The sequence below is a fragment of the Stenotrophomonas sp. GW821-FHT02D01 genome (assembly GCF_059421765.1).
Genome location: NZ_JBWKVP010000003.1, coordinates 42881 through 64535 on the forward strand (window position 1 = coordinate 42881; position 21655 = coordinate 64535).

Genomic DNA, 21655 nt, shown 5'->3' on the forward strand with positions numbered 1-21655 from the left:
CGATGCCACGACTTCATCCTGTGTCCACTGCGATTCAGCCAGAATCCGGCGGCTTACTCTTTGATCGATCCGGAGATGGCTGCCCATGGAAGCACTGGAGCCTCAACATCAGCCGGTGCGAACCCTGCGGCCCGTCTTCGCCTTCGCGGCGATCGTTGTCGTTGCCTTCGCATTGTTCGTCAGCCTGTATCCGATCGGCGCCGGTCGCCTGCTGGTCAAGGCGCAGGACTGGGCCGCGCTCAACGTCGGCTGGTACTACCTGCTGGCGATGACCCTGTACCTGGTGTTCGTGGTCGGCGTGGCGCTGTCCAAGTACGGCGGCATCAAGCTCGGTGCCGACCATGACGAACCGGAGTTCAGCTACCTCTCCTGGGCCGGCATGCTGTTCGCAGCAGGCATCAGCATCACCCTGTTCTTCTTCTGCGTTTCCGAGCCGCTGACCCACTACCTGCAGCCGCCGCAGGGTGATCCGGCCGCCGGGGAGGCCGGTGCGCGCCAGGCCATGCAGCTGCTGTTCCTGCACTGGGGCCTGCATGGCTGGGGCGTGTTCGCGCTGGCGGCGATGGCGATGGCCTATTTCGCCTACCGGCACAACCTGCCTTTGGCATTGCGCTCGGCGCTGTATCCATTGATCGGCAAGCGCATCAACGGCCCCATCGGCTATACCGTCGACGCCCTGGGCATCGTTGCCACCGTGTTCGGCATCGGTGCGGACATGGGCTTCGGCGTGCTGCATCTCAACGCTGGGCTGTCGCACCTGTTCAACGTGCCGCACTCGAACACGGTGCAGATCCTGCTGGTGGTGGCGATGATGGGCGCGGCGGTCGCGGTTGCCGTATCCGGCGTGGAGAAGGGCGTGCGCTGGATGGCCAACATCAACATGCTGCTGGCGATTGCGCTGGTGCTGTTCATGCTGTGCGCCGGCCCCACCCAGTACCTGCTCAGCACGCTGATGCAGAACCTGGGCGACTACCTGGGCAGCGTGGTGGGCAAGAGTTTCGACGTATACGCCTATGGTGGCCGGCCGGAATGGCTGGGCGGCTGGACGGTGTTCTACTGGGCCTGGTGGATCGGCTGGGCGCCGTTCGTCGGCCTGTTCATCGCACGCATCTCGCGCGGCCGCACCATCCGCGAGTTCGTGTTCGGCGTATTGCTGATCCCGCTCGGCTTCACCCTGGCGTGGCTGTCGATCTTCGGCAACAGCGCGCTGGACCAGTTGCTGCACCATGGCCAGCAGCAGTTGGCGCAGCTGGCGGTGGATGACCCACCGACGGTGCTGTATGCGTTGCTGGATGGCTACCCGTGGAGCAAGGCGGTGATCGGGGTGACCGTGCTGGTCAGCTTCATCTTCTTCGTGACGTCGGCCGATTCCGGGGCGGTGGTGCTGTCTACGCTGTCCTCGCATGGCGGTGCGCCGGAGGACGATGGCCCGCGCTGGCTGCGCGTGTTCTGGGGCACGGTGATCGCGGTGCTGACCGCCGGCCTGCTGCTGGCCGGCAGCATCGATGCGCTGAAATCAGCAGTGGTGCTGGCCTCGTTGCCGTTCTCGGCGGTGCTGCTGTTGATGATGTGGGGCCTGACCCGCGCCTTCAGTGACGAGTCGCACCGCAAGCGCGCGCAGCAGTTCAGGCCATCGCCGCTGATCGGCGATGACCGCCACCACCAGGGCTGGCGCCAGCGCCTGACCCAGGCCATGCACTTCCCGGTACGCGACCAGGTGTACCGCTTCATGGATGACACGGTGAAGCCGGCGATGGAGGCGGTGGCCGAGCAGCTGCGCGAGCAGGGCTGGGACGTGCAGACGCGGTTCGAAGCGGGCGACATGGAGTTGTCGGTCAACCACGGCGAGCAGCAGGACTTCCAGTACCGGGTGATCCTCAGTGGCTACCTGACCCCATCCTTCGCCGCGCAGCAGCTGCGCAACCAGCGCTACTACCGCGCCGAAGTGCATCTGTACGAGGGTAGCCAGGACTACGACCTGGTCGGCTACAGCCGCAAGCAGATCATCAACGACATCATCAGCCAGTACGAACGGCACCTGCAGTTCCTGCACCTGAGCCGTTGATGCAGCCACGCCGGGGCATGGCCCTTGCCTTTGGAGGGTGCGGACCGTTGGTCCGCACCCTCCTGTTCAATCAGAACCGGTAGCGCGCGCCCAGCGAAACGAACTGCCCGCGCAGGTTGTACTGGCTGATGTCGAAGCCGTTGGAACCGCCGGCGGGATCGAACGGCGGGTCCTTGTCGGTCAGGTTCAGCACCGACAGCGACAGCGTGGTCTTCGGAATGCCTTCATAGGCCACGTACAGGTCGAGCTGGTGGTATGGCTTGACCCGGTCGCGCAGGCCCGGATTGCTGGTGGCCGTGGCTACGCGCTGGTCATAGCCGCTCACGTACTGCAGGCTCAGCGTGCTGCTCCAGTCGCCCACCGCCCAGTTCAACGAAGTGGTGCCGCGGGTGCGTGGCAGCGCGCCATGGCGGTTGTTGCCGGCGCCGTCATAGGGCGCCTGGCCGGCCACCAGCGGCTGCTTGAAGCTGAGCAGGTGGGTCCAGCTGCCGGCCACGGTGAAGTTGCCCCAGCCGTCGGTGCGGAAGGTACGGTTGGCTTCCAGGTCGATGCCCGAGGTGGTCAGCTCGCCCTGGTTGGCGTACTGGTTGGTGATGATCTGGATGCGGCCCTGCGCATCGCGCTGCACGCGACCGGGGAACAAGCCCGGGTTGTCGACGATGAACTGCGCGCTGTCCGGCTTGACCAGGTTGTCCTGTTCGATGCGGTACCAATCCAGGCCGATGCTGGAATCGGCATCGGGTGACCACACGGCGCCGACGTTGACGTTGCGCGAGCGTTCGGCCTTCAGGTCCGGATTGCCGGTGCGCAGGTTGGTCACGCCGCGGCTGCCGCCCGGCTGCAGCGGATCGAACGGATCGACCACCGAGCCGTAGCTGATGGTCTGCCCCGGTGCGATCTCCGGCAGCGACGGTGCACGGAAACCACGCGAGAACGAGCCACGCAGCAGCAGGCTGTCCAGCGGTTGCCAGCGCAGCGCGAACTTCGGCGAGAATGCCTTGCCGAAGTCATCGTAGTGGTCACCGCGGCCGGCCACCTGCAGCTCCAGGGTGCGATGCAGCGGCACGCTGAACTCGGCATAGGCGGCACTGACCTGGCGCTCGCCGTCGACGATGTTGATCGCCGGGCGCAGTTCAGTACCGGACAGCACCTGCGCACTGGTGCGCGCGTCCAGTGATTCCTTGCGGAATTCCGCGCCCCAGGCGAAGCCGATCGCACCCGCCGGCAGTTCCCACAACGAGGTCGATGCCTTGACGTTGAGCGAGTGCAGCTTGTACCAGCCCGGGCGCTTGGTCTGCAGGCGCAGGTCGTCCAGTGCGCCTGGCGTGCTGGACGGATCGAGGAAGTTGTAGCTGCCATCGCGCAGGATCTGCTGGAAGGCGTAGCGGTCCACGAAGTTGTCCACGTACTCGCGCTGCGCGCTCTGCGAGGTCAGTGCGGCCACTTCCCAGTCCCAGCGTTCGCCGTTGCCACGTACGCCGGCCAGGGCGCGGTAGAACACCTGGGTGTTGTCCTTCAGGCGCGGGCCGAGATCGAAGAAGGTGTACTCGAACGGCAGTGGCGTGCTGCCCGGATTGTTCGGATGGCCGACCGGCAGGACAGCGGCGATATCGGTCAGCGTACCGGTGGCGGGATTGTAGGCACGCAGGCCCGGGCCGACCGTCAGCGGGGCGCTGAAGATCTGGTCGGCCTTGTTGTGGCTGTACAGCACGTCGGCGAAGGCTTCGACGCTGTCATTGAAGCGATAGGTCGCGCTCAACGATGCCTGCAGGCGCTCGGCGCCAGGCTGCAGGGTCTTGAACGGCTGCGCGTTGAAGGCGCAGGCCTGGCCAGGCAGGGTGCTGCCGAAGTCGCTGTAGGGACGCAGCTCGCTGCCCTTGGGGCAGGGCGAGAACGGCTGCGGTGCGCGCGGATTGGACAGCCAGTTGCCACCGGCGGTGGACCAGCCGGCCAGGCGACCACCGGGCTTGTCGCGGAAATCGCCGTCGCGGGTGTACGCGCGCTGGTCGGCGTCGAGGCGGTCGCGCTTGAGCAGGTCCAGCCCGAACAGCACGTTCCAGCCTTGCTGCTCGAGGTCACCGAAGCCGGCCAGCAGGTTGGCCTTGCGCTCGTTCAGGCCGCCCTGGGTGGCGGTGCCGAAACCACCACCGACTTCCACGCCCTGGAAGTCACGACGCAGGATGATGTTGATGACGCCGGCGATGGCGTCCGAGCCGTACACCGCCGAGGCGCCATCCTTCAGCACTTCGATGCGCTCGACCGCGCTGATCGGCAGCGCATTGAGGTCGACGAAGGTGTCCTGGGTGTTGAGCGCAAAACCGAAGTTGGCCACGCGGTAGCCGTTGACCAGGACAAGCGTGTTCTTCGGTGACAGGCCGCGCAGGCCGATCGAGGCCGAGCCCGCAGCGAAGCTGCCGGTGTACTGCTCGTCGAAACTGTTGCCGGCGTTGGCCGACAGGTTGCGCAGCACGTCGGTGAGGGTGGAGCGGCCGGTCTGCAGGATCTGCTCGCGGGTGACGATCTGCACCGGATTGGGGCCGGCGGTGTCGCTGCGCTTGATGTTCGAGCCGGTCACCAGCACGGTGCCGAGGGTGGTGCTGTCCTTGCCGGTGTCGGCGGTTTCAGCGGCGCTGGCGGTGCCAGCGACGAGGGCCAGCGCGACCGCGCTGGAAAGCAGGGTGGTGCGATACATGGAAACGACTACGCCAAACGGTGGAGGAGCCGTCAGTACCGCACGCGGGTGAGTGCACCTTCCAATGACGAAAGCGCATTCAGTTATACATCACAGGTTCTTAACGATCGGAATAAGCGGTGGCGGGCTGCTTCCGCGCGCCGTTACGGCATTCAACCCCGACCCATTTAATCGACCGGGTGCATTGCCAGGTCGGAGACGAAAATCCAGAGGCTGTCCGGTATGTCGTTGTGGCACGCAAGCCCCATATCCCTGATGCTTTCAGGAAACTGGACCAGCACCCGCAAGCCGCGTAGATGCTTGGCCATGGAAGCTTGGGATTCCTCAAGAACAATGGTCCCGTTTGTACCGATCAACCTCCAGTAGTCTTCGGAGGGCCGAACGTCGTCAGGCGGGTGTTTGCTCCCGAGAAAGGTCGCCAGCAGCACCTTCCGACCATTCATTCCGCTCAACGTGATTCCTTCTTCAGCAAAAACGATGCAGACATTATCCATTGGGATGGGGGCGGCGCGCAGCGCCGCCGGATCCAGCGCCTTGCATCAAGGCCGCAGCAGCACCTTGCCATTGCGGCCCGAACCGGCGCCGGCTTTTGCCGCCTGGGCGATGTCGTCCAATGCGAAGATCTGCTCCACCGGCAGGGTCAGTTCACCCCCGGCCGCACGCTTCAGCAGTTCACCCACCAACCGCCGCTTGTCTTCCACCGCCATTGCCTGGCTGACCTTGCTGCCCCAGAAGCCCTTCACCGTGGCTTCCTTGTAGATCAGGCCGCCGGCGGGAATGCGCATCGGCTCGCCGCTCATCACGCCGAAAGAGACCAGGGTGCCGTGGTGGCCGAGCAGGTCGACCAGGTCGCCGCTGGCATCGCCGCCGACGGAGTCAACCGCGGCCGCGGCCTGCGATTCGCCGGTGGCTTCGCGCACACGGTCCTTCCAGCCGTCCACCGAGGTATCGAACACGTGATCGATGCCCAGTGCCTGCAGTTGCGACACGGCCTCGGCATTGCGCACCAGGTTGGCCACGTGTACGCCGCGCGCCTTTGCGAGCATCGCCAGCGATTTGCCGACGGCACCGTTGGCGGTGTTCTGCACGATCCACTGGCCCTGCTCGACGTGCAGGAATTCCAACAACATCAGCGCGCTCAGTGGCATGGCGATCAGCTGTGCGGCCATTTCATCGGCGATCGCCTCCGGCATCGGGATCACCATCCGTGCCGGTGCGATGAACGCCTCGGCCCAGGTGCCGTGCACCGAGGCGGCGGCAACACGCTGGCCGATCTGCAGGCCGTCGACGCCTTCGCCGAGCGCATCGACCACGCCCAGTGCTTCGCTGCCGCCGATCGCCGGCAGCGTCGGCTTGTAGCCATACAGGCCACGCACGGTCAGCAGATCGTGGTTGTGGATCGAGGCCAGCACGGTGCGGATGCGTACTTCGCCGGGACCGGGTTCGGGCAGGGGGGCATCGGCAACGGCGAGGACCTGGGTTGGATCGCCGAAGGAGGAGTACAGGGCAGCGCGCATGGGCGGTGTTCCAATGAAAGTTGAAGTTGTACCGAACTGGGGATGCGCCCGGCGTCGACAAGGCCGCGCACGTGCAACACGGCATCCTGCGACCGATGGTCGCGACGGTGCGCAATTACCGCATCTTGTGTTGACGGTTCGGAATATCCCCACTATGTTGTGGCCGTCACTCCCGGTCAGCCGCCGCCGCCGGACATGCAGCAAACGTCCCGCGGCCCGCCCCTGAAGGCTTGCCGTGTCGACGCGGCCGCCACCGTGCGGACGCAGGTCGCCCCCACGGCCCGGATACCGGCCGCAGGCGCAGGCAGATGCCGACGACCTGTGTTCCCGCCCCTTGGCACTTCACCCGTTCGCCCCGTGCGCCGGTATCGCGTGCAGGGCCGCCATGGCATCGGGCGCCGACGCGCGCACGAGCCTGGAGTTCCACCACCATGACCGACAGTACCTTCCGCGTGGCCGACCTGGCCGGCGCCGGCGACGCCATGCGCGCCAGCGGCGAGCGCGTGCCGACCTGGATCACCAAGGAAGCCGGCAATCGTCGCCTGCCGTTCGATGCGGCGCGCCTGCTGCGCAGCATCGATACCATCCACGCCGAGCTGCCGCAGCTGGATGTGGCCGACTATCGCCGCGTGGTGCTGGCGATGGTCGAACGCAAGCCCAGCATCAGCGCCGATGATCTGGTGGATCTGCTGATCCGCGAAGCGGAATCGCGCGTCGACCTTGTCGCGCCGCAGTGGGAACAGTTCGCTGCACGCCTGTACCTGCGCCGTCTGTACAAGCGCGCCAGCCGCAACCGCTTCTACGATGTCAGCCTGAAGTACGGCTCCTTCGTGGGCCTGCAGGAAAGCCTGGCCGACCGCGGCATCTACAGCAACGACATCCTGCGCTGCTATTCGAAGGAAGAGCTGCAGCAGGCCGGCGAGATGATCGACCCCGAGCGCGATCGTCTGTTCGCCTATAACGGGCTGTACCTGCTGGCCACGCGCTACCTGGCTACCGATCGCAGCCGCGAGGTGTATGAGCTGCCGCAGGAACGTTGGCTGACCATTGCCCTGTACCTGATGCAGAACGAGGGCGGGGCTGGTGAGAGCGGCCGCGTGCGCCGCATGCAGCTGGTGGGCGAGGCGTACTGGGCGTTGTCCAACCTGTACATGACCGTGGCCACGCCAACCCTGGCCAATGCAGGCAAGGTCGGCGGCCAGCTGTCGAGCTGCTTCATCGACACGGTGGACGACAGCCTGCAGGGTATCTATGACTCCAACACCGATATCGCCCGCGTGTCCAAGCACGGTGGTGGTGTGGGTGCGTACCTGGGGTACGTGCGCAGCAGTGGCGCGCCGATCCGCGGCGTGCCCAACTCATCCGGTGGCGTGGTGCCGTGGATCAAGCAGCTCAACAACACTGCGGTGTCGGTCGACCAGCTCGGCCAGCGCAAGGGTGCAGTGGCGGTGTACCTGGACATCTGGCACCGCGACATCGAAGCGTTCATGGACCTGCGCCTGAACAACGGCGACCAGCGCCTGCGTGCGCATGATGTGTTCACCGCCATCTGCGTGCCGGACCTGTTCATGGAGGCCGTCGAGCGCCGTGCCGACTGGTACCTGTTCGATCCGCACGAGGTGAAGCAGGCCAAGGGCTGGTACCTGCAGGATTTCTACGACGAGAAGCGAGGGCAGGGCAGCTTCCGTGACCGCTACGCCGAGCTGGTGGCCGACGAGCGCATCAGCCGTCGCACGGTGAAGGCGATCGACCTGTTCAAGCGGATCATGCTCAGCCAGCTGGAAACCGGCAACCCGTTCCTGTTCTACCGCGACGAAGTGAACCGGAAGAACCCGAACAAGCATGCGGGCATGGTCTATTCCAGCAACCTGTGCACCGAGATCCTGCAGAACATGAGCCCGACGCGGATGATCCAGGAGATCGTCAGCGGCGACCAGATCGTCACCACCCGCCGCGCCGGCGACTTCGTGGTCTGCAACCTGTCGTCGATCAACCTCGGCCGTGCCATCACCGCCCCCGAGGATCTGCTGGCCAAGGATGTGCTGGAACGGTTGATTCCGATCCAGGTACGCATGCTCGACAACGTGATCGATCTCAATGCGCTGCCGGTGCCGCAGGCCACCATCACCAACCGCAAGTACCGCGCCATCGGCCTGGGCACGTTCGGCTGGCACCACCTGCTGGCACAGCAGGCGATCCATTGGGAATCGCCCGAGGCCGAAGAACTGTCCGATCGCCTGTTCGAGCGCATCAACTTCCTGACCATCCAGGCCAGCGCGCAGCTGGCCAAGGAGAAGGGCAGCTATCCGATGTTCGCCGGCAGCGACTGGCACAACGGCAACTATTTCCGTGACCGCGATTACAGTGGCGCGGCCTGGGACAGTCTTGCGCGCGAGGTGGCGACCAACGGCCTGCGCAATGGCTGGCTGCTGGCGGTGGCGCCGAACATGAGCACCGCGCAGATCGCCGGCTCCACCGCGTCGATCGATCCGATCTACAGCGCGTTCTACTACGAGGAAAAGAAGGACTTCCGGCGGCCGGTGGCCGCGCCTGGCCTGTCGCTGGAAACCTGGCCGTACTACGAGAAGGGTGCCTACAAGGTCGACCAGTTCGCCAGCGTGCGGCAGAACGCGCGCCGCCAGCGCCATGTGGACCAGTCGATCAGCTTCAACCTGTACGTGCCCAGCACGATCCGCGCCAGCACGCTGCTGGAGCTGCACCTGAGTGCCTGGCGGGAAGGGTTGAAGACCACCTACTACGTGCGCTCCAACGACATCGATATCAGCGAATGCGAGTGGTGCTCGAGCTGACCAGCCCGACCCCTCGGTGGTAGTGCCGGCCGCTGGCCGGCAACCCGTCAGCAACAGAACGAAGGCAGAAGACCATGGCAACACCCCTGGACCGCATCAAGATCCTCGAACCGCGCCACCCCAACCGCAGCACCGGCATCATCAACGGCCGCACCAGCGGCATCCTGAACTGGAACGACATTCCGTACCCGTCGTTCTATCGCGCCTACAAGGAGCTGTCGACCAACTTCTGGATCCCCGACGAAGTGGACATGAAGGTGGATGCACGCCAGTACGGCGAGCTCAACGCGCGCGAGAAGAACGCCTACGATTCCATCATCGGCCTGCTGGCCACGCTGGATTCGCCGCAGACGCGCTTCATCTACAACGTCGCCGAGTACATCACCGATCCGGCCGCGCACGCCAACGCGGCGATCATCGGCCAGCAGGAGGTGATCCACAACGAGAGCTACAGCTACGTGCTTGCCTCGATCACCGACCTGCCCAACCAGAACCGCATCTTCGAGATCGCCCGCACCCATCCCACCATCATCAAGCGCAACGCGCCGATCATGGGGGCCTACGACGACTTCATGCGCGAGAAGACCGCCGAAACCCTGCTGAAGTCGCTGATCCAGTCCTCGATCCTGGAAGGCATCAACTTCTATTCCGGTTTCGCGTACTTCTACAACATGGTGCGGCAGAACCGCATGAACGGCACCGGCAAGATCATCAGCTTCATCAACCGTGATGAGCTGGCCCACACCAAGTTCATCAGCGAGCTGATCCGCGCCATCATCGGCGAGAACCCGGAACTGCAGACCAACGAGCTGACCGCCTACGTGCACCAGTCGTTCGAACACGCCATTGAACTGGAAACCCAGTGGTCGGCGGAGGTGCTCGATGGCATCGATGGCATCGACGTGGACGAGATGGTGCGCTACGTGAAGTACCGCGCCAACAAGATGGCCGGCATGCTCGGCATCGAGCGCCTGTACAGCGACACCACCGACAACGTGATGCCGTGGATCAAGGCCTACGCCGACAACTTCACCGAGACCAAGACCGACTTCTTCGAGATGCGCAATGCAAGCTACAAGAAGACCAACGTCGACAACGGCTTCGACGACCTCTGAGCGCGGCCCGGCGCTGCGCATCCTGATCGTGGTGGCGTCGCTCAGCGGCAACACCCGTGAGCTTGGCCGCCACATCGCCGCGCGTTGCCGGGCCGCAGGCCACGCCGTGCACTGGCAGGAGGCCGACGACCTGCGCCAGGGCCCGCCGTTGCCGGTGGATGAGGCCGACCTGGTGCTGCTGGGCTGCTGGACCGACAACGCCGGGCGCACGCCATCGGAGATGAAGGCCTGGGTGGCAGGCATCGCCGAGCGCGGCCAGCGGCCGCGGCAGGTGGCGGTGTTCGGCACCGGTGAAACGCAGTGGGGGCAGGAGTACTACTGCGGTGCGGTGCACCGGCTGATCCGCTATTTCCACAGTGGCTACCCGCCGCTGGAGATCGAACAGATGCCACATGGCCGGCGGCATGCCGCGGCCATCGATACCTGGACCGATGCGGTCCTGGATCACTACTGGAGTACCACCGATGCAGATCATCGACGCCACCACGCCTGAGCAGTTCCAGCAGTTGCTGGCCGACCATCCACGCGTGCTGGTGGACTTCCACAAGGACCAATGCCCGGGCTGCCGGATGCTGGACATGTCGCTGCAGCGGGTGGCCAGCGGCACTGCAGGGCAGGGCACGACCCTGCTGCGGGTGCAGCTGGAGGTGTTGGGCGAGGCGTTCTTCCGCGAGCTGGGCCTGCGGCAGACCCCTACGTTGTCGCTGTTCCTGGACGGTGACGAGCGCATGCGCATGCCGGGTTTCCAGTCGCCGCAGCAGATCGAAGCGGCCATCGCGGAGTTCCTGTAGCGCCGGTCATGCCATATCCACGCGTGGCGTGGATCTACTGCAGGTCGCCAGCGGTAGCGCCGGGCCATGCCCGGCGGATTCCCACCGCGCGGATCAACCGGCTGCGAACGTATCCACCAGCAGCTTCACGTTCAGCACCACGATGACCAGTGCGATCACCCAGGCGATGCCGCCCAGCCAGCGCGGCGCCACCAGCGCACCCATCGTCATCTTGTCGGTCACGATGCGTACCAGCGGGATGATCGCGAACGGCAGCTGCATCGACAGCACCACCTGGCTCAGCACCAGCAGCTTCACCGCGCCCTGGTCGCCGAACAGCATGATGACCACCACCACCGGAATGATCGCCAGCGCGCGGGTGATCAGCCGCCGCAGCCACGGCGGCAGGCGCAGGCGCAGGAACCCTTCCATCACGATCTGCCCGGCCAGTGTCGCGGTCACGGTGGAGTTCAAGCCGGAAGCAAGCAGTGCCACTGCGAACAATGTCGAGGCCAGGCCGACGCCCAGCATCGGTGCCAGCAACTGGTGCGCCTGCTCGATGTCTTCCACATCGAAGCGGCCATTGGCATGGAACACCGCCGCCGCCAGGATCAGGATGCTGGCGTTGATGAACAGCGCCAGGGTCAGGGCAAAGGTGCTGTCGGTCACCGCCCAGCGCAGCGCGCTGCGACGGCCTTCATCGGTGCGTGGATAGGCACGGGTCTGCACGATGGAAGAATGCAGGTACAGGTTGTGCGGCATCACCGTGGCGCCGATGATGCCGATGGCGATGTACAGCGCATGCGGATCGGTGACCACCTGCGCGCGCGGAATGAAACCGCCCAGCACCTGCATCACCGGCGGCGCGGCCAGCGCGATCTGCACCATGAAGCAGCCGAAGATCACCAGCAGCAGCGCGATCACGAAGGCTTCCAGCGCGCGGAAACCGCGATTCATCAACAGCAGCACCAGCAGCGTGTCCAGCGCGGTGATCACTGCGCCCCACAGCAATGGCAGGTCGAACAACAGTTTCAAGGCGATGGCCGTACCGATCACTTCGGCCAGGTCGCAGGCGATGATCGCCGCTTCGCACAACGCCCACAGCGCCAGGTTCACCGGCTTGGGGTAGCGCGCACGGCAGGCCTGCGCCAGGTCCATGCCGGTGGCGATGCCCAGCCGTGCCGACAGCGCCTGCAGGATCACCGCCATCAGGTTGGAGATCAGGATGACCGACAGCAGCAGATAGCCGAAGCGTGAGCCACCTGCGAGATCGGTCGCCCAGTTGCCCGGATCCATGTAACCGACCGACACCATGTAGCCGGGGCCCAGGAAGGCCAGCAGCCGGAACCACCAATGGCCCTTTTCGGGTACGGCGATCGACGCGTTGAGCGCACCCAGGCTGGCCGCGGTGGAGGCCGGAGAGTCGGTGGGCGCGACAGTGTTCATGGCTGCCAATATAGCCACTGCTATATCGCATAGCAATGTGAAACAATCGTCTTTACTGCGTCACTGGTCCAGAATTCAGGTTCGCACCCGGATGACAACTGCAGGACAGGCACACGCGTGGGCAAGACGGACGATTCGACATCGCTGAAAAGCACCCCCTTGATCGAGGCCGAGCGCCAGGTCGAGAGCTTCCGGCAAGTGCGCGAAGCACACCGGATGGAGCTGGTGGAGGATTATGTCGAGCTGATCTCCGACCTGCTGGCCGACGGCGGCGAGGCCCGCCAGGTCGACATCGCCACCCGCCTCGGTGTGGCCCAGCCGACCGTGGCGAAGATGCTGCGCCGGCTGGCCCGCGATGGCTGGGTGGTGCAGCGCCCGTACCGCGGCGTGTTCCTGACCCCGGAGGGCGAGGCGCTGGCCCATGCCAGCCGCCAGCGCCACCAGACCGTGGAGCGCTTCCTGCTGGCGCTGGGCGTGGACCCGGATACCGCGCGACGTGATGCCGAGGGCATCGAGCACCACGTCAGCGAACAGACGCTGGCGCTGTTCGACGCATTTGTGCGCAAGGCCGAGGGCGGTTCCGCCGAACGGTAGCGCCGGGCCATGCCCGGCGGGCGCGTTGCCGCCTCACGCATTTCGCCGGGCATGGCCCGGCACTACCGGGGTTGAACGCCAGGCGCTGGGCGTGGACCCGGATACCGCGCGACGTGATGCCGAGGGCATCGAGCACCACGTCAGTGAACAGACGCTGGTACTGTTCGACGCATTCGTGCGCAAGGCCGAAGGCGGCTGAACCAGGCTTGCTGGGGAGACCGGCCAGGCGCGGCCTGGCGCAATGCGCACATACGTGTGCCGGTGGTCATGCACCGGAAGCGGTCAGCCGCGGCGGAAGGCGGCGGGAGTGCGCGCGCCGACGATGATCATGCGGATCATCGTGGAGATCTGTTCGACCAGTTCCGGATCGTTCTCAGGGGGCTGGTCCATGGCCGAAGCGCCCATCGCAAACACCAGCCGGGTGATCGCCATCGACACCAGTTCCGGCTTGTACAGCACCGCGCCATCCAGTGCGGCCAGGCGCACCAGGTCATGCTGCAGTTCTTCTTCGAAGTAATGCAGTTCGCGTTCGACCGCGTGCTTGAAATCGTCCGAGCCGACCGCGCCTTCGCGCAGCAGTACGTGCAGCAGCTTGTCGTCGGCACGCAACTGTTCCATGAAGGTTTCCACCGACACGCGTACCACGCTGGTGGCGCTGGACGTAGCGCGCTGGCGGGCTTCGCCGATGATGGTGCGCAGCGAGCGCCCAGCCACGTCGATCAAGGCGACGGCCAGTTCGTCCATGTCGCGGAACTGGCGGTAGAAGCTGTTGGGTGCGATGCCCGCCTCGCGCGCGACTTCGCGCAGGCTGAGGGTGGAGAGGCTGCGATGCGGGCCGATCAGTTTCAACGCGGCGGCCAGCAGATCTTCGCGGCTCACCGTACGGCGGGCCGGGCTGCTGGCATCTTCAGGCGGAGACAGAACGGTGGCGGCGGCCATGGTACTTCCGGAGGGGCAAGGCTGAATCATACCCAATGCGGTGCAATATACACATGTATACACAGATGTGTGTGCGGCCGTATAGTGCATCCATGAGCGCTGTCGTCCGTCCTTCCCTGTTTTCCCCGTACCGCTGGCTGTCGCCGTCGCTGTTCGACTTCTGGGCGGGCCAGCTGAATCCGTTGTGGACCCTGCGTGAGCCGATGGCCCGCCTGGTGCGGCGCGAGCCGGCCGGCGAGGGCGCCGCCACCCTGGTCCTGCGCTGCAACCGGCACTGGGCCGGGATGCGCGCCGGCCAGCACGTCACCCTGGGCGTCGAGCTTGAGGGGCGTGTATTGCGCCGCAGCTACAGCCCGACCCGCCTGGGCCGTCGTGAGCTGGCCATTACCGTCAAGGCGGTGGAAGGCGGCAAGGTCAGCCAGCATCTCGTAGCGCATGCCAAGCCAGGCGACCTGTTCCGGCTGGATGCGGCCTTCGGTGATTTCCACATGCCCGCCGCAGCGCCGGTACTTCTGCTGGCGGCCGGCAGCGGCATCACGCCCATGCGCAGCCTGCTGCGCGACGCCTGCCAGCGCCCGCTGGCGGCGCCGGTCGACCTGTTCTACTGGGAGCGCAGCGCCGCGGCGTTCCAGTTCCGTGATGAGTTGCAGGCGCTGGCCGCAGCGAACCCGAACCTGCGCGTGCATCTGCTGACCACCCGCGAAGGCGAGGTGCCGGCCGCGCGCATCGACAGCCACACGTTGGCCGTTGCCGGTGACGACACCCCGCTGGCGCAGCGCCATGTGCTGGCCTGTGGCCCGGATGGCTTCGTTGCCGCTGCGCGCACGCGGCTGGCGCAGCAGGTGGCCGGTTTCCAGGCTGAAGCCTTTACGCCGCCTGCGGCACTCAGTGATGCCGACAGCCTGGGTGAGGTCGCATTGACCCTGGCCCGCAGCGGCCGGCGGCTGATCGTGCCGCGTGGCCGCTCGCTGCTGGAAAGCCTGGAGGCGCAGGGCATCGCGCCCAAGCACGGCTGCCGCATGGGCATCTGCAACAGCTGTACCTGTGAACGCGTCAGTGGCACCACCCGCCACCTGCGCACCGGCGACACCCAGTCCGAAACGGCCGTGCCGGTGCGGATCTGCGTGAGCGCGCCGACCACCGACCTGACCCTGGATCTCTGAGGACTCCGCTGCCATGACCCGCGCTACCGACCGTGCCCTGAGCCCTGCCGAGATGCAGACGTTTGGTGAGGAACTCGATGCGATCCGCGACCGTGTGATCGGCAGCCTCGGCGCCTCCGACACCCGTTACATCCGCCGCGTCGCAGCGGCTGTGCGCTGGTCCGGCGTGCTCGGCCGCAGCCTGCTGTTCCTGGGCGCGTTCTCTCCGTTGTTCTGGGCGCCGCTGCTGTGGCCGGCCTGCATCGCCGGCACGCTGCTGCTGGCGCTGGCCAAGATCCTGGAAAACATGGAGCTGGGCCACAACGTGATGCACGGCCAGTACGACTGGACCGGCGATCCCAAGCTCAACGGCAACACCTACGAATGGGACATCGTTGCCACCGCCGACAACTGGCGCAAGACCCATAATTTCCGCCACCACACCTACACCAACGTGCGTGGCATGGACGATGACATCGGCTATGGCCTGCTGCGCATCTTCCCGGAACAGCGCTGGAAGCCGTTCTACCTGCTGCAGCCGATCATCGCACCGATCTTCGCGCTGCTGTTCCAGTGGGGCGTGGCGGCGCAGGACCTGCGCCTGGGGCGCTGGTTCAAGGGCCGCATCAGCAGCCGTGCGATGTGGCTGCAGACCCGTCCGGTGGCCCGCAAGATGATCCGCCAGGTGCTGAAGGACTACGTGTTCTTCCCGCTGCTGGCCGGTCCGTTCTTCCTGCCGGTGATGCTGGGCAACATGGTGGCCAACGGCCTGCGCAACATCTGGACCTACGTGATCATCTTCTGCGGCCACTTCACCGCTGAATCGGAAACCTTCCCGAAGGAATGCCTGCGCAATGAATCGCGTGGCCACTGGTACCTGCGCCAGCTGCGCGGTTCGTCCAACATCAGCGGCGGTTTCGTGATCAACGTGCTGTCGGGCAACCTCAGCCACCAGATCGAGCACCACTTCTACCCGGACCTGCCGGCCAATCGCTATGCGGCCATCGCCAAGGAAGTGAAGGAAATCTGCCGGCGCTACGGCCAGCACTACAACAACGGCTCGCTGCCGCGGCAGTTCACCCAGGTGGTCTGGCGCATCCTGCGCCACGCGTTCCCGAGCAAGCCGCGCCGCCTGCCGATGCCGGACATCATGCCGGCACCGGCGTCGGCCAACGCCGGCTGAGTCTTCAGCCGGCCTTCGCCAACAGCGCAGGTGAATCGTGATCGAGCCTGCGCAGGAACACCTGCATTTCCTTGCGGGCCTGCTGGTCGCCCTTGCTGCCGGCCACGCTGAGCCCGCGCTGCCACGCTTCGCGCGCCGCCTGCGGCTGGCCACCGGCCAGCCAGGCCTTGCCCAGCAGCTTCCACGCCGCCGAATAGTCCGGGTCCAGCACCACGCAGCGGCCCAGATGGGTGGCTGCGCGCACCGGGTCGCCGGCATCCAGCCAGCTCTTGCCCAAGCCGAAGCGCAGCAGTGCGCTGTCCTTGCCGGCGGCAAGCATCCTCTCCAGCGTTTCGATGTCCATCAGCGCACCTCCAGCAGGGTTTCCACCGGTCCCGCCTGGAAGCGGCCGCGATGGAACAGCAGCGGTGCACCGCCTGCTTCCTGCACATCGACAATGCGCCCGGCCAGCAACAGGTGATCGCCGACCGGCCACTGCGCGTGGCGGGTGCAGGTGAGATGGATCACGGCACCGGCGATACGCGGTGGCGTGTCTTCGCCGTCGTCCAGCAAGGGCACATCGGTGAATCGATGGCGCACCTGCGGATCGGCGAACCGGCGCGCCAGGGCTTCCTGGCCAGCGCCGAGCACGCTGATCGCAAAGCGGGTGGCGCGCTGGAACGTGGACAGGCTCTGTGCATGCAGGGCGAGGTTCCACAGCACCAGTGGCGGCTGCAGCGAGATCGGCACAAACGAGTTGATGGTCAGCCCCTGCGGTTTTCCCTGTGCGTCGCGGGCGCAGACGATCGCCACGCCGGTAGGGAAATGGCCGAGCAACCGCCGCAGCGCACGCGGCGGCAGGCTGACCGATGGCACCGGTGCCGGAGCGGGGAACACCCCCGCCCACGGCCCGGCGTATGCACCGGAGTCCGCGTTCATGCGGTCCTGGCCTGGCGGTAGCGCCGGCCGACCTCGGCCCAGTTGATGAGGTTGAAGAACGCGCCGATGTAGTCCGGGCGACGGTTCTGGTAATACAGGTAGTAGGCGTGCTCCCAGACATCCAGGGCAAGGATCGGGGTGTTGCCGGAGGCGCCCACCGCCGCGCCCATCAGCGGGCTGTCCTGGTTGGCGCTGCTCTCGACCTGCAGGCGGCCATCGCGATCGACGGTCAGCCACGCCCAGCCACTGCCGAAGCGGGTCTGCGCGGCCTTGCTGAAGGTTTCCTTGAAGGCGTCGTAGCCACCGAGGTCGCGATCGATGGCCGCGGCAAGTTCGTCATCGGCGGTGCCGCCATTGGCGCTGAGCACGGTCCAGAACAGGCTGTGGTTGGCGTGGCCGCCGCCGTTGTTGCGCACTGCACCGCGGATCGATTCGGGCAGGGCGTCGAGGTCGGCGATCAGGGTTTCCACCGGCTGTGCCGGCAGGCCCGCCTGTTCCAGCGCGGCATTGAGGTTGTTGACGTAGGTCTGGTGGTGCTTGCTGTGATGGATTTCCATCGTGCGCGCATCGAAGTGCGGCTCGAGGGCGTCGTAGGCATAGGGGAGGGCGGGAAGCGAGTACGGCATCGAGACAGTCTCCGTGGGGAAGGCCAGGGGTATGGCCGTGGGGAGACTGTTATCGCACCTCAACATTGGTTGAGGTCAAGCGGGCAACGCAGCTTCAGTAGTGCCAGCCCATGGCTGGCAGCTTCATGTACTTCGAGCTGCCAGCCATGGGCTGGCACTACTGAACCCGCTTTTAGAACCCTCGCCGGCACTACCTGTATCCGTCGAATCCTGCGTCTGGCGTCAGCTCAGCCATTCCTTGCAGCCGCTATCAACCTGATCACCACAGGCCGCCTGCATCCGCTGCTGCAGCCGCGCCAGCGTCTCCGCACCCTTGTGCTTGGCGCTCCACGCCTGCAGCTGTCCCGCCAGCCGTTCGAAGCGCTGACGCGTGCGCTGGTGGTAGCCCGACGGCTGCTTGTCCAGCTCGGCGATCAACGCCTCGGTGGCCTGCTCGATACGCGGTGCATCATCCGGCGCCAGCCGCAGCAGGCCTTCCACGTACAGCACGCCCCACTGCACGCGCGTGGCAGGCCCCTGCGCGCCTTCATAGGCACGCTTCAGCCATTCCAGGGCGCCGGCGGTATCACCACGCTGCTCGGCCAGTTCGGCCAGCTCCGGCATGTAGTAGTAAGGCTGCTCGCTGCGCTTCAGCTCTGCCAGCAGCAAGGCCTCGGCGCCCGCATCGTCATCGACCTGACGCAGCGCGTAGACGGCGCTACTGATGGTGGCCTGGCGCGCGTGTGCATCGGTGGCCGCGGCATCGGCGGCGGCCACGCGCTGCTTCACGCGCTGCACCAGTGCTGCCGGCAGCGCGCCTTCGGGCTGCTGCTGGCGGGCCAGCGCCAACTCGGTCAACGCGCGTGACAAGGCATCGTCTGCGCGATCACCACGCGCGGCATCGGCACGTTCCAGCGCGACCAGCAACTGCTGGCCGAGGGCATTGCTGCTGGCCGGACCGGCGCTGGCCTGCTTGACCAGCCCGGCGCCGGCATACCCCAGCAGCTCGCGGTTGCGACGTACCTCCGCCGGCTGTGCCAGCACCGCCTGCAACAGTTCGCGTACCTGGGTGGGCGCTGCCGTCGGTTTCTCGGCGGTAGCCAACGCGAGCAGCGCGAAGCGACGCTGCAGCGCAGGCTCGGGTGCGGCCTTGGCCAGCTGCTGCAGCACGTCCTGCGCGCTGCGCTTGCCAGCCAGGCGGTTGGCATCCACCTCCCAGCCGTAATCGCCCAGCACCTGCCAGTCTTCGGCGCCAAGCGTGGCCGGCGTCGCCAGCGCGGTCGCAAGTGTTTCGGCGACAGCGCTGCGGCGGCTGGCGGCGACGGTCAGGGCCCGGGTCAGTTCGGCCGCGTCGTTGCCGCCGGCCACGCGGGTGATTTCGTTGCGCTGCGGGTCGAGCACGATCAGGGTCGGATAGCCGCGCACGCCGAAGCGTTCGCCCCATGCCTGCGCGCCTTCTTCGTCGCCGTCCAGGTAGACCGGCACGAATTTGCCGGTCAGTGCGATGAAGGCCGGATCCTTGAACAGCCCCGCCTTGAGCTGGTTGCACGGCGGGCACCACACCGCGCCCCAGTACAGCAGCACCGGCTTGCCACTCTCGGCGGCTTCGTTGAACGCATCATCCACATCGCCCTGGCGCCAGGCGATGGCGGAGGCCGGGGCGGTCGATGCCGCCTTCGCCGTCGGTACCGGCGCGGACGCGGGGGAGCAGGCGCTCAGGGCCGAGGCCAACAGCAGCAGGGAAAGCGCGACGCGCATCGGCAGCATCTCGAAGGGCAGGGGTGGTGGGCCATTGTAGGAACGGTCGGGGTGCTGGCTGATGCAGTTTGCTTATGTCGCACGCGCAGCACGGCATGTGGGCTGGGTATCAGTGCGGACCAGGGGGCGCAGCCACCGGAGCGGGCACCGCCAACACCAGCGGTTGGTAGATCAGGCCGTGGTACTCGCCGACGTCGCCATCCAGCACGAACCCATAGTGTTCGTAGGCCGGCACCGCGTTGAGCGAGGCGCGCACGGTCATCTGCGGGCCGCGTACCTGCGGCAGCACCGCCTGCAGCAGGGCACGACCGATGCCTTGCCCCTGCAGCTCCGGCGCGACGAACAGCATCGCCAGGTGCTGGCCCGCCTTCAGTTCCACCACGCCGACCACACGGCCCTCCTGTTCGGCCACCAGGATGTGGTTGTCGCCCTGCAGGCGCTGGGCGAACGCGCTGGCTGCGGCCACGTTGCCGAACGTGGCGATGCCCTCGGCGGTGAGCATGGGCGCAACGGCTGCGGTGAAGGCCGCCATGCACACCGCGCTGATCGCGGGCACGTCATCGACGTGGGCGGGACGGATCCTGGGCATGCGCTGTACTTCCTGTTGTGGGACGGCATCAATGCCCCACGCTAAGCTGGCGGCATGACTGATTTCAATCCTGCCCATGCACGTCTGTTTCCAGAGCAGGGCTTGAGCCTTGGCCTGATGACGCCGGTGGCCGCACACGGCCTGGCCGATCCACTGGAGGCGCGCCGCGTCGCGCGGCTGGCCGACGATCTGGGTTTTGCCGCGTTGTGGACCCGCGATGTGCCGTTGATGGTGCCGCAGGGGCCGGATGCGACCGCCAGTGCGCTGGATGATCCGTTCCTGTGGCTGGGCATGCTGGCCGCGGCGACCGAACGCATCGTGATCGGCACTGCGGCCATCGTGCTGCCGTTGCGGCAACCGCTGCAGGTGGCGAAATCGGCGCTGACGCTTGACCGGATCAGCGGTGGACGCTTCGTGCTGGGGCTGGGTTCGGGCGATCGACCAGAAGAGTTCGCGGCCTTCGGCGAAGATCTACAGGGCAGGGCGGGCACCTTCCGCGAGCGCTGGTCGCTGCTGCGTGCGGCGCTGTCCCCCGAACCCTCCGAGCGCGCGCCGGTGTTGCAGGCAACTGGTGGATACGACGTACTTCCTACGCCAGCAAGGCGCATTCCGATGCTGGTGGTCGGTACTGCGCGGCAGAGCCTGCAATGGATCGCACGCGAGGCCGAAGGCTGGGCGACCTATCACCGCGAAGAGACCGCGCAGGAAGGGCGCATCGGTCTGTGGCAGCAGGCGCTGGCCCAGAGCGGCGGCGCGCCCAAGCCATTCGTGCAGTCGATGCTGCTGGACCTGCAGGCCGATCCAACTGCGCCGGCGGAGCCGCTGCCGCTGGGCCTGAAGGTGGGCCGCGATGGCCTGCGGGGGTACCTGCGACGCGTACACGCGCAGGGCGTGGCGCATGTGATGTTCAACCTGGTGGACAACGGCCGGCCGGTGGACGACGTACTGGGCGAGATAGGCGAGCACGTCCTGCCCGATACGCATCGGTAGGTGTCCACCTTGGTGGACGCACGGCAGGTATCCGGCATGTTCGCATCTGCGTATCATTCGCATTTGATATCCAGCGCTGGAGCCCTGCGTGACCCACCGTAACCCGCTGCACCCGACCGGGCGCCTTTTCGCCGTCGTCGCCTTCATCGAGGCCATCACCTGGGCCGGTCTGCTGGCCGGCATGTGGCTCAAGTACGGCCCGCAGGCCAACGTCGCGCTGGTGAAGCTGTTCGGGCCGCTGCATGGCGTGGCGTTCCTGGTCTACGTGGCGGTGACGCTGTTTGCGGCGCTGCGCCTGCGCTGGCCATGGTGGGCAACGGGGCTGGCGTTGCTGGCTGCGATTCCGCCGCTGGTGACCCTGCCGCTGGAGTGGTGGTTCACGCGTCGCGGCCTGCTGTCGGTACGCGCAGGGCAGTGATGCACCCGCAGGTGCGTGCCCGTTAAGCGAATGGGTATCAAATGCAAATGCGAGCCGTTATCATTTAAGGATGGCGTCGCCGCCTGACAGGGCGACGTCGCGCG

20 protein-coding genes are annotated in these 21655 nt (G+C 66.3%); 10 read left to right on the forward strand and 10 right to left on the reverse strand.

From position 1 onward, the window contains the following. The first annotated feature begins 85 nt into the window (after positions 1 to 85). A complete protein-coding gene (gene betT / locus AC07UW_RS07675; protein WP_495211765.1) occupies positions 86 to 2065 on the forward strand; it encodes a choline BCCT transporter BetT in 1980 nt (659 codons plus the stop codon). A 70-nt stretch (positions 2066 to 2135) separates the two neighbouring features. Here the strand turns inward: betT and AC07UW_RS07680 are convergent, their stop codons facing one another. The 3 genes from AC07UW_RS07680 to AC07UW_RS07690 all read right to left on the reverse strand — a co-directional run bounded on the left by AC07UW_RS07680 (position 2136) and on the right by AC07UW_RS07690 (position 6274). Beyond that, complete coding sequence (locus AC07UW_RS07680; protein ID WP_495211766.1) at positions 2136 to 4757, reverse strand: TonB-dependent receptor; 2622 nt, start codon at positions 4755 to 4757, stop codon at positions 2136 to 2138. A 167-nt stretch (positions 4758 to 4924) separates the two neighbouring features. Further along, positions 4925 to 5209, reverse strand: a complete 285-nt coding sequence (locus AC07UW_RS07685) for a hypothetical protein (RefSeq protein WP_495211767.1) — start codon at positions 5207 to 5209, stop codon at positions 4925 to 4927. 87 nt (positions 5210 to 5296) lie between these two features. Beyond that, complete coding sequence (locus tag AC07UW_RS07690) at positions 5297 to 6274, reverse strand: zinc-binding dehydrogenase (protein WP_336029000.1); 978 nt, start codon at positions 6272 to 6274, stop codon at positions 5297 to 5299. A 482-nt stretch (positions 6275 to 6756) separates the two neighbouring features. Between AC07UW_RS07690 and AC07UW_RS07695 the strand changes: the two genes are divergently transcribed. The 4 genes from AC07UW_RS07695 to AC07UW_RS07710 all read left to right on the forward strand — a co-directional run bounded on the left by AC07UW_RS07695 (position 6757) and on the right by AC07UW_RS07710 (position 10990). Continuing rightward, a complete protein-coding gene (locus AC07UW_RS07695) occupies positions 6757 to 9084 on the forward strand; it encodes a ribonucleoside-diphosphate reductase subunit alpha (protein ID WP_495211931.1) in 2328 nt (775 codons plus the stop codon). A gap of 74 nt (positions 9085 to 9158) precedes the next feature. Next, the gene (locus AC07UW_RS07700) at positions 9159 to 10199 is read left to right on the forward strand and encodes a ribonucleotide-diphosphate reductase subunit beta (RefSeq protein WP_025878567.1); all 1041 of its coding nucleotides are present in this window, start codon (positions 9159 to 9161) and stop codon (positions 10197 to 10199) included. A 13-nt stretch (positions 10200 to 10212) separates the two neighbouring features. Beyond that, the gene (locus AC07UW_RS07705; RefSeq protein ID WP_046987068.1) at positions 10213 to 10692 is read left to right on the forward strand and encodes a flavodoxin; all 480 of its coding nucleotides are present in this window, start codon (positions 10213 to 10215) and stop codon (positions 10690 to 10692) included. Next, positions 10664 to 10990, forward strand: a complete 327-nt coding sequence (locus AC07UW_RS07710; protein WP_336028996.1) for a thioredoxin family protein — start codon at positions 10664 to 10666, stop codon at positions 10988 to 10990. Before AC07UW_RS07705 ends, AC07UW_RS07710 begins: the two co-directional genes overlap by 29 nt. Before the next feature lie 93 nt (positions 10991 to 11083). Here AC07UW_RS07710 and AC07UW_RS07715 read toward each other — a convergent pair whose 3' ends face one another. After that, positions 11084 to 12415, reverse strand: a complete 1332-nt coding sequence (locus AC07UW_RS07715) for an Nramp family divalent metal transporter (protein WP_495211768.1) — start codon at positions 12413 to 12415, stop codon at positions 11084 to 11086. 117 nt (positions 12416 to 12532) lie between these two features. Between AC07UW_RS07715 and mntR the strand changes: the two genes are divergently transcribed. Further along, positions 12533 to 13009: a manganese-binding transcriptional regulator MntR gene (mntR, locus tag AC07UW_RS07720; RefSeq protein WP_025878571.1), complete on the forward strand. Its 477-nt coding sequence runs from the start codon at positions 12533 to 12535 to the stop codon at positions 13007 to 13009. Positions 13010 to 13291: 282 nt separating this feature from the next. Here the strand turns inward: mntR and fabR are convergent, their stop codons facing one another. Beyond that, positions 13292 to 13948, reverse strand: coding sequence for an HTH-type transcriptional repressor FabR (fabR, locus tag AC07UW_RS07725; protein WP_025878574.1), 657 nt, complete (start codon positions 13946 to 13948; stop codon positions 13292 to 13294). A gap of 92 nt (positions 13949 to 14040) precedes the next feature. Between fabR and AC07UW_RS07730 the strand changes: the two genes are divergently transcribed. Together AC07UW_RS07730 and AC07UW_RS07735 are read left to right on the forward strand one after the other, a co-directional pair. Beyond that, a complete protein-coding gene (locus tag AC07UW_RS07730; protein ID WP_051584920.1) occupies positions 14041 to 15111 on the forward strand; it encodes a ferredoxin reductase in 1071 nt (356 codons plus the stop codon). 13 nt (positions 15112 to 15124) lie between these two features. Then, a complete protein-coding gene (locus AC07UW_RS07735) occupies positions 15125 to 16273 on the forward strand; it encodes a fatty acid desaturase family protein (protein WP_025878576.1) in 1149 nt (382 codons plus the stop codon). 4 nt (positions 16274 to 16277) lie between these two features. Here the strand turns inward: AC07UW_RS07735 and AC07UW_RS07740 are convergent, their stop codons facing one another. From AC07UW_RS07740 to AC07UW_RS07760, 5 genes are all read right to left on the reverse strand, one after another. Further along, positions 16278 to 16616 carry a tetratricopeptide repeat protein gene (locus tag AC07UW_RS07740; protein WP_495211769.1) on the reverse strand — a complete coding sequence of 113 codons (339 nt, stop codon included), beginning with the start codon at positions 16614 to 16616 and terminating at the stop codon, positions 16278 to 16280. Then, positions 16616 to 17191, reverse strand: coding sequence for a flavin reductase family protein (locus AC07UW_RS07745; protein ID WP_093818533.1), 576 nt, complete (start codon positions 17189 to 17191; stop codon positions 16616 to 16618). The genes AC07UW_RS07740 and AC07UW_RS07745 overlap by 1 nt, the downstream gene beginning before the upstream one ends. Beyond that, a complete protein-coding gene (locus AC07UW_RS07750) occupies positions 17188 to 17817 on the reverse strand; it encodes a superoxide dismutase (RefSeq protein ID WP_495211770.1) in 630 nt (209 codons plus the stop codon). Before AC07UW_RS07750 ends, AC07UW_RS07745 begins: the two co-directional genes overlap by 4 nt. Before the next feature lie 222 nt (positions 17818 to 18039). Next, a complete protein-coding gene (locus tag AC07UW_RS07755; protein ID WP_495211771.1) occupies positions 18040 to 19563 on the reverse strand; it encodes a thioredoxin fold domain-containing protein in 1524 nt (507 codons plus the stop codon). Positions 19564 to 19663: 100 nt separating this feature from the next. Continuing rightward, the gene (locus AC07UW_RS07760) at positions 19664 to 20143 is read right to left on the reverse strand and encodes a GNAT family N-acetyltransferase (RefSeq protein ID WP_495211772.1); all 480 of its coding nucleotides are present in this window, start codon (positions 20141 to 20143) and stop codon (positions 19664 to 19666) included. Between the two features lie 54 nt (positions 20144 to 20197). Here AC07UW_RS07760 and AC07UW_RS07765 point away from each other — a divergent pair, with 54 nt between their 5' ends. Continuing rightward, positions 20198 to 21133, forward strand: a complete 936-nt coding sequence (locus tag AC07UW_RS07765; protein ID WP_495211773.1) for a TIGR03571 family LLM class oxidoreductase — start codon at positions 20198 to 20200, stop codon at positions 21131 to 21133. An 88-nt stretch (positions 21134 to 21221) separates the two neighbouring features. After that, the gene (locus AC07UW_RS07770; RefSeq protein WP_495211774.1) at positions 21222 to 21551 is read left to right on the forward strand and encodes a DUF3817 domain-containing protein; all 330 of its coding nucleotides are present in this window, start codon (positions 21222 to 21224) and stop codon (positions 21549 to 21551) included. Positions 21552 to 21655: the final 104 nt, after the last annotated feature.

Excerpts from the sequence above, each read along its gene's own strand:
- betT (WP_495211765.1), top strand. The coding sequence starts at position 86 with ATGGAAGCACTGGAGCCTCAACATCAGCCGGTGCGAACCCTGCGGCCC.
- AC07UW_RS07680 (WP_495211766.1), bottom strand. The coding sequence starts at position 4,757 with ATGTATCGCACCACCCTGCTTTCCAGCGCGGTCGCGCTGGCCCTCGTC.
- AC07UW_RS07690 (WP_336029000.1), bottom strand. The coding sequence starts at position 6,274 with ATGCGCGCTGCCCTGTACTCCTCCTTCGGCGATCCAACCCAGGTCCTC.
- AC07UW_RS07695 (WP_495211931.1), top strand. The coding sequence starts at position 6,757 with ATGCGCGCCAGCGGCGAGCGCGTGCCGACCTGGATCACCAAGGAAGCC.
- AC07UW_RS07700 (WP_025878567.1), top strand. The coding sequence starts at position 9,159 with ATGGCAACACCCCTGGACCGCATCAAGATCCTCGAACCGCGCCACCCC.
- AC07UW_RS07710 (WP_336028996.1), top strand. The coding sequence starts at position 10,664 with ATGCAGATCATCGACGCCACCACGCCTGAGCAGTTCCAGCAGTTGCTG.
- AC07UW_RS07715 (WP_495211768.1), bottom strand. The coding sequence starts at position 12,415 with ATGAACACTGTCGCGCCCACCGACTCTCCGGCCTCCACCGCGGCCAGC.
- fabR (WP_025878574.1), bottom strand. The coding sequence starts at position 13,948 with ATGGCCGCCGCCACCGTTCTGTCTCCGCCTGAAGATGCCAGCAGCCCG.
- AC07UW_RS07730 (WP_051584920.1), top strand. The coding sequence starts at position 14,041 with ATGAGCGCTGTCGTCCGTCCTTCCCTGTTTTCCCCGTACCGCTGGCTG.
- AC07UW_RS07735 (WP_025878576.1), top strand. The coding sequence starts at position 15,125 with ATGACCCGCGCTACCGACCGTGCCCTGAGCCCTGCCGAGATGCAGACG.
- AC07UW_RS07740 (WP_495211769.1), bottom strand. The coding sequence starts at position 16,616 with ATGGACATCGAAACGCTGGAGAGGATGCTTGCCGCCGGCAAGGACAGC.
- AC07UW_RS07745 (WP_093818533.1), bottom strand. The coding sequence starts at position 17,191 with ATGAACGCGGACTCCGGTGCATACGCCGGGCCGTGGGCGGGGGTGTTC.
- AC07UW_RS07750 (WP_495211770.1), bottom strand. The coding sequence starts at position 17,817 with ATGCCGTACTCGCTTCCCGCCCTCCCCTATGCCTACGACGCCCTCGAG.
- AC07UW_RS07755 (WP_495211771.1), bottom strand. The coding sequence starts at position 19,563 with ATGCTGCCGATGCGCGTCGCGCTTTCCCTGCTGCTGTTGGCCTCGGCC.
- AC07UW_RS07760 (WP_495211772.1), bottom strand. The coding sequence starts at position 20,143 with ATGCCCAGGATCCGTCCCGCCCACGTCGATGACGTGCCCGCGATCAGC.
- AC07UW_RS07765 (WP_495211773.1), top strand. The coding sequence starts at position 20,198 with ATGACTGATTTCAATCCTGCCCATGCACGTCTGTTTCCAGAGCAGGGC.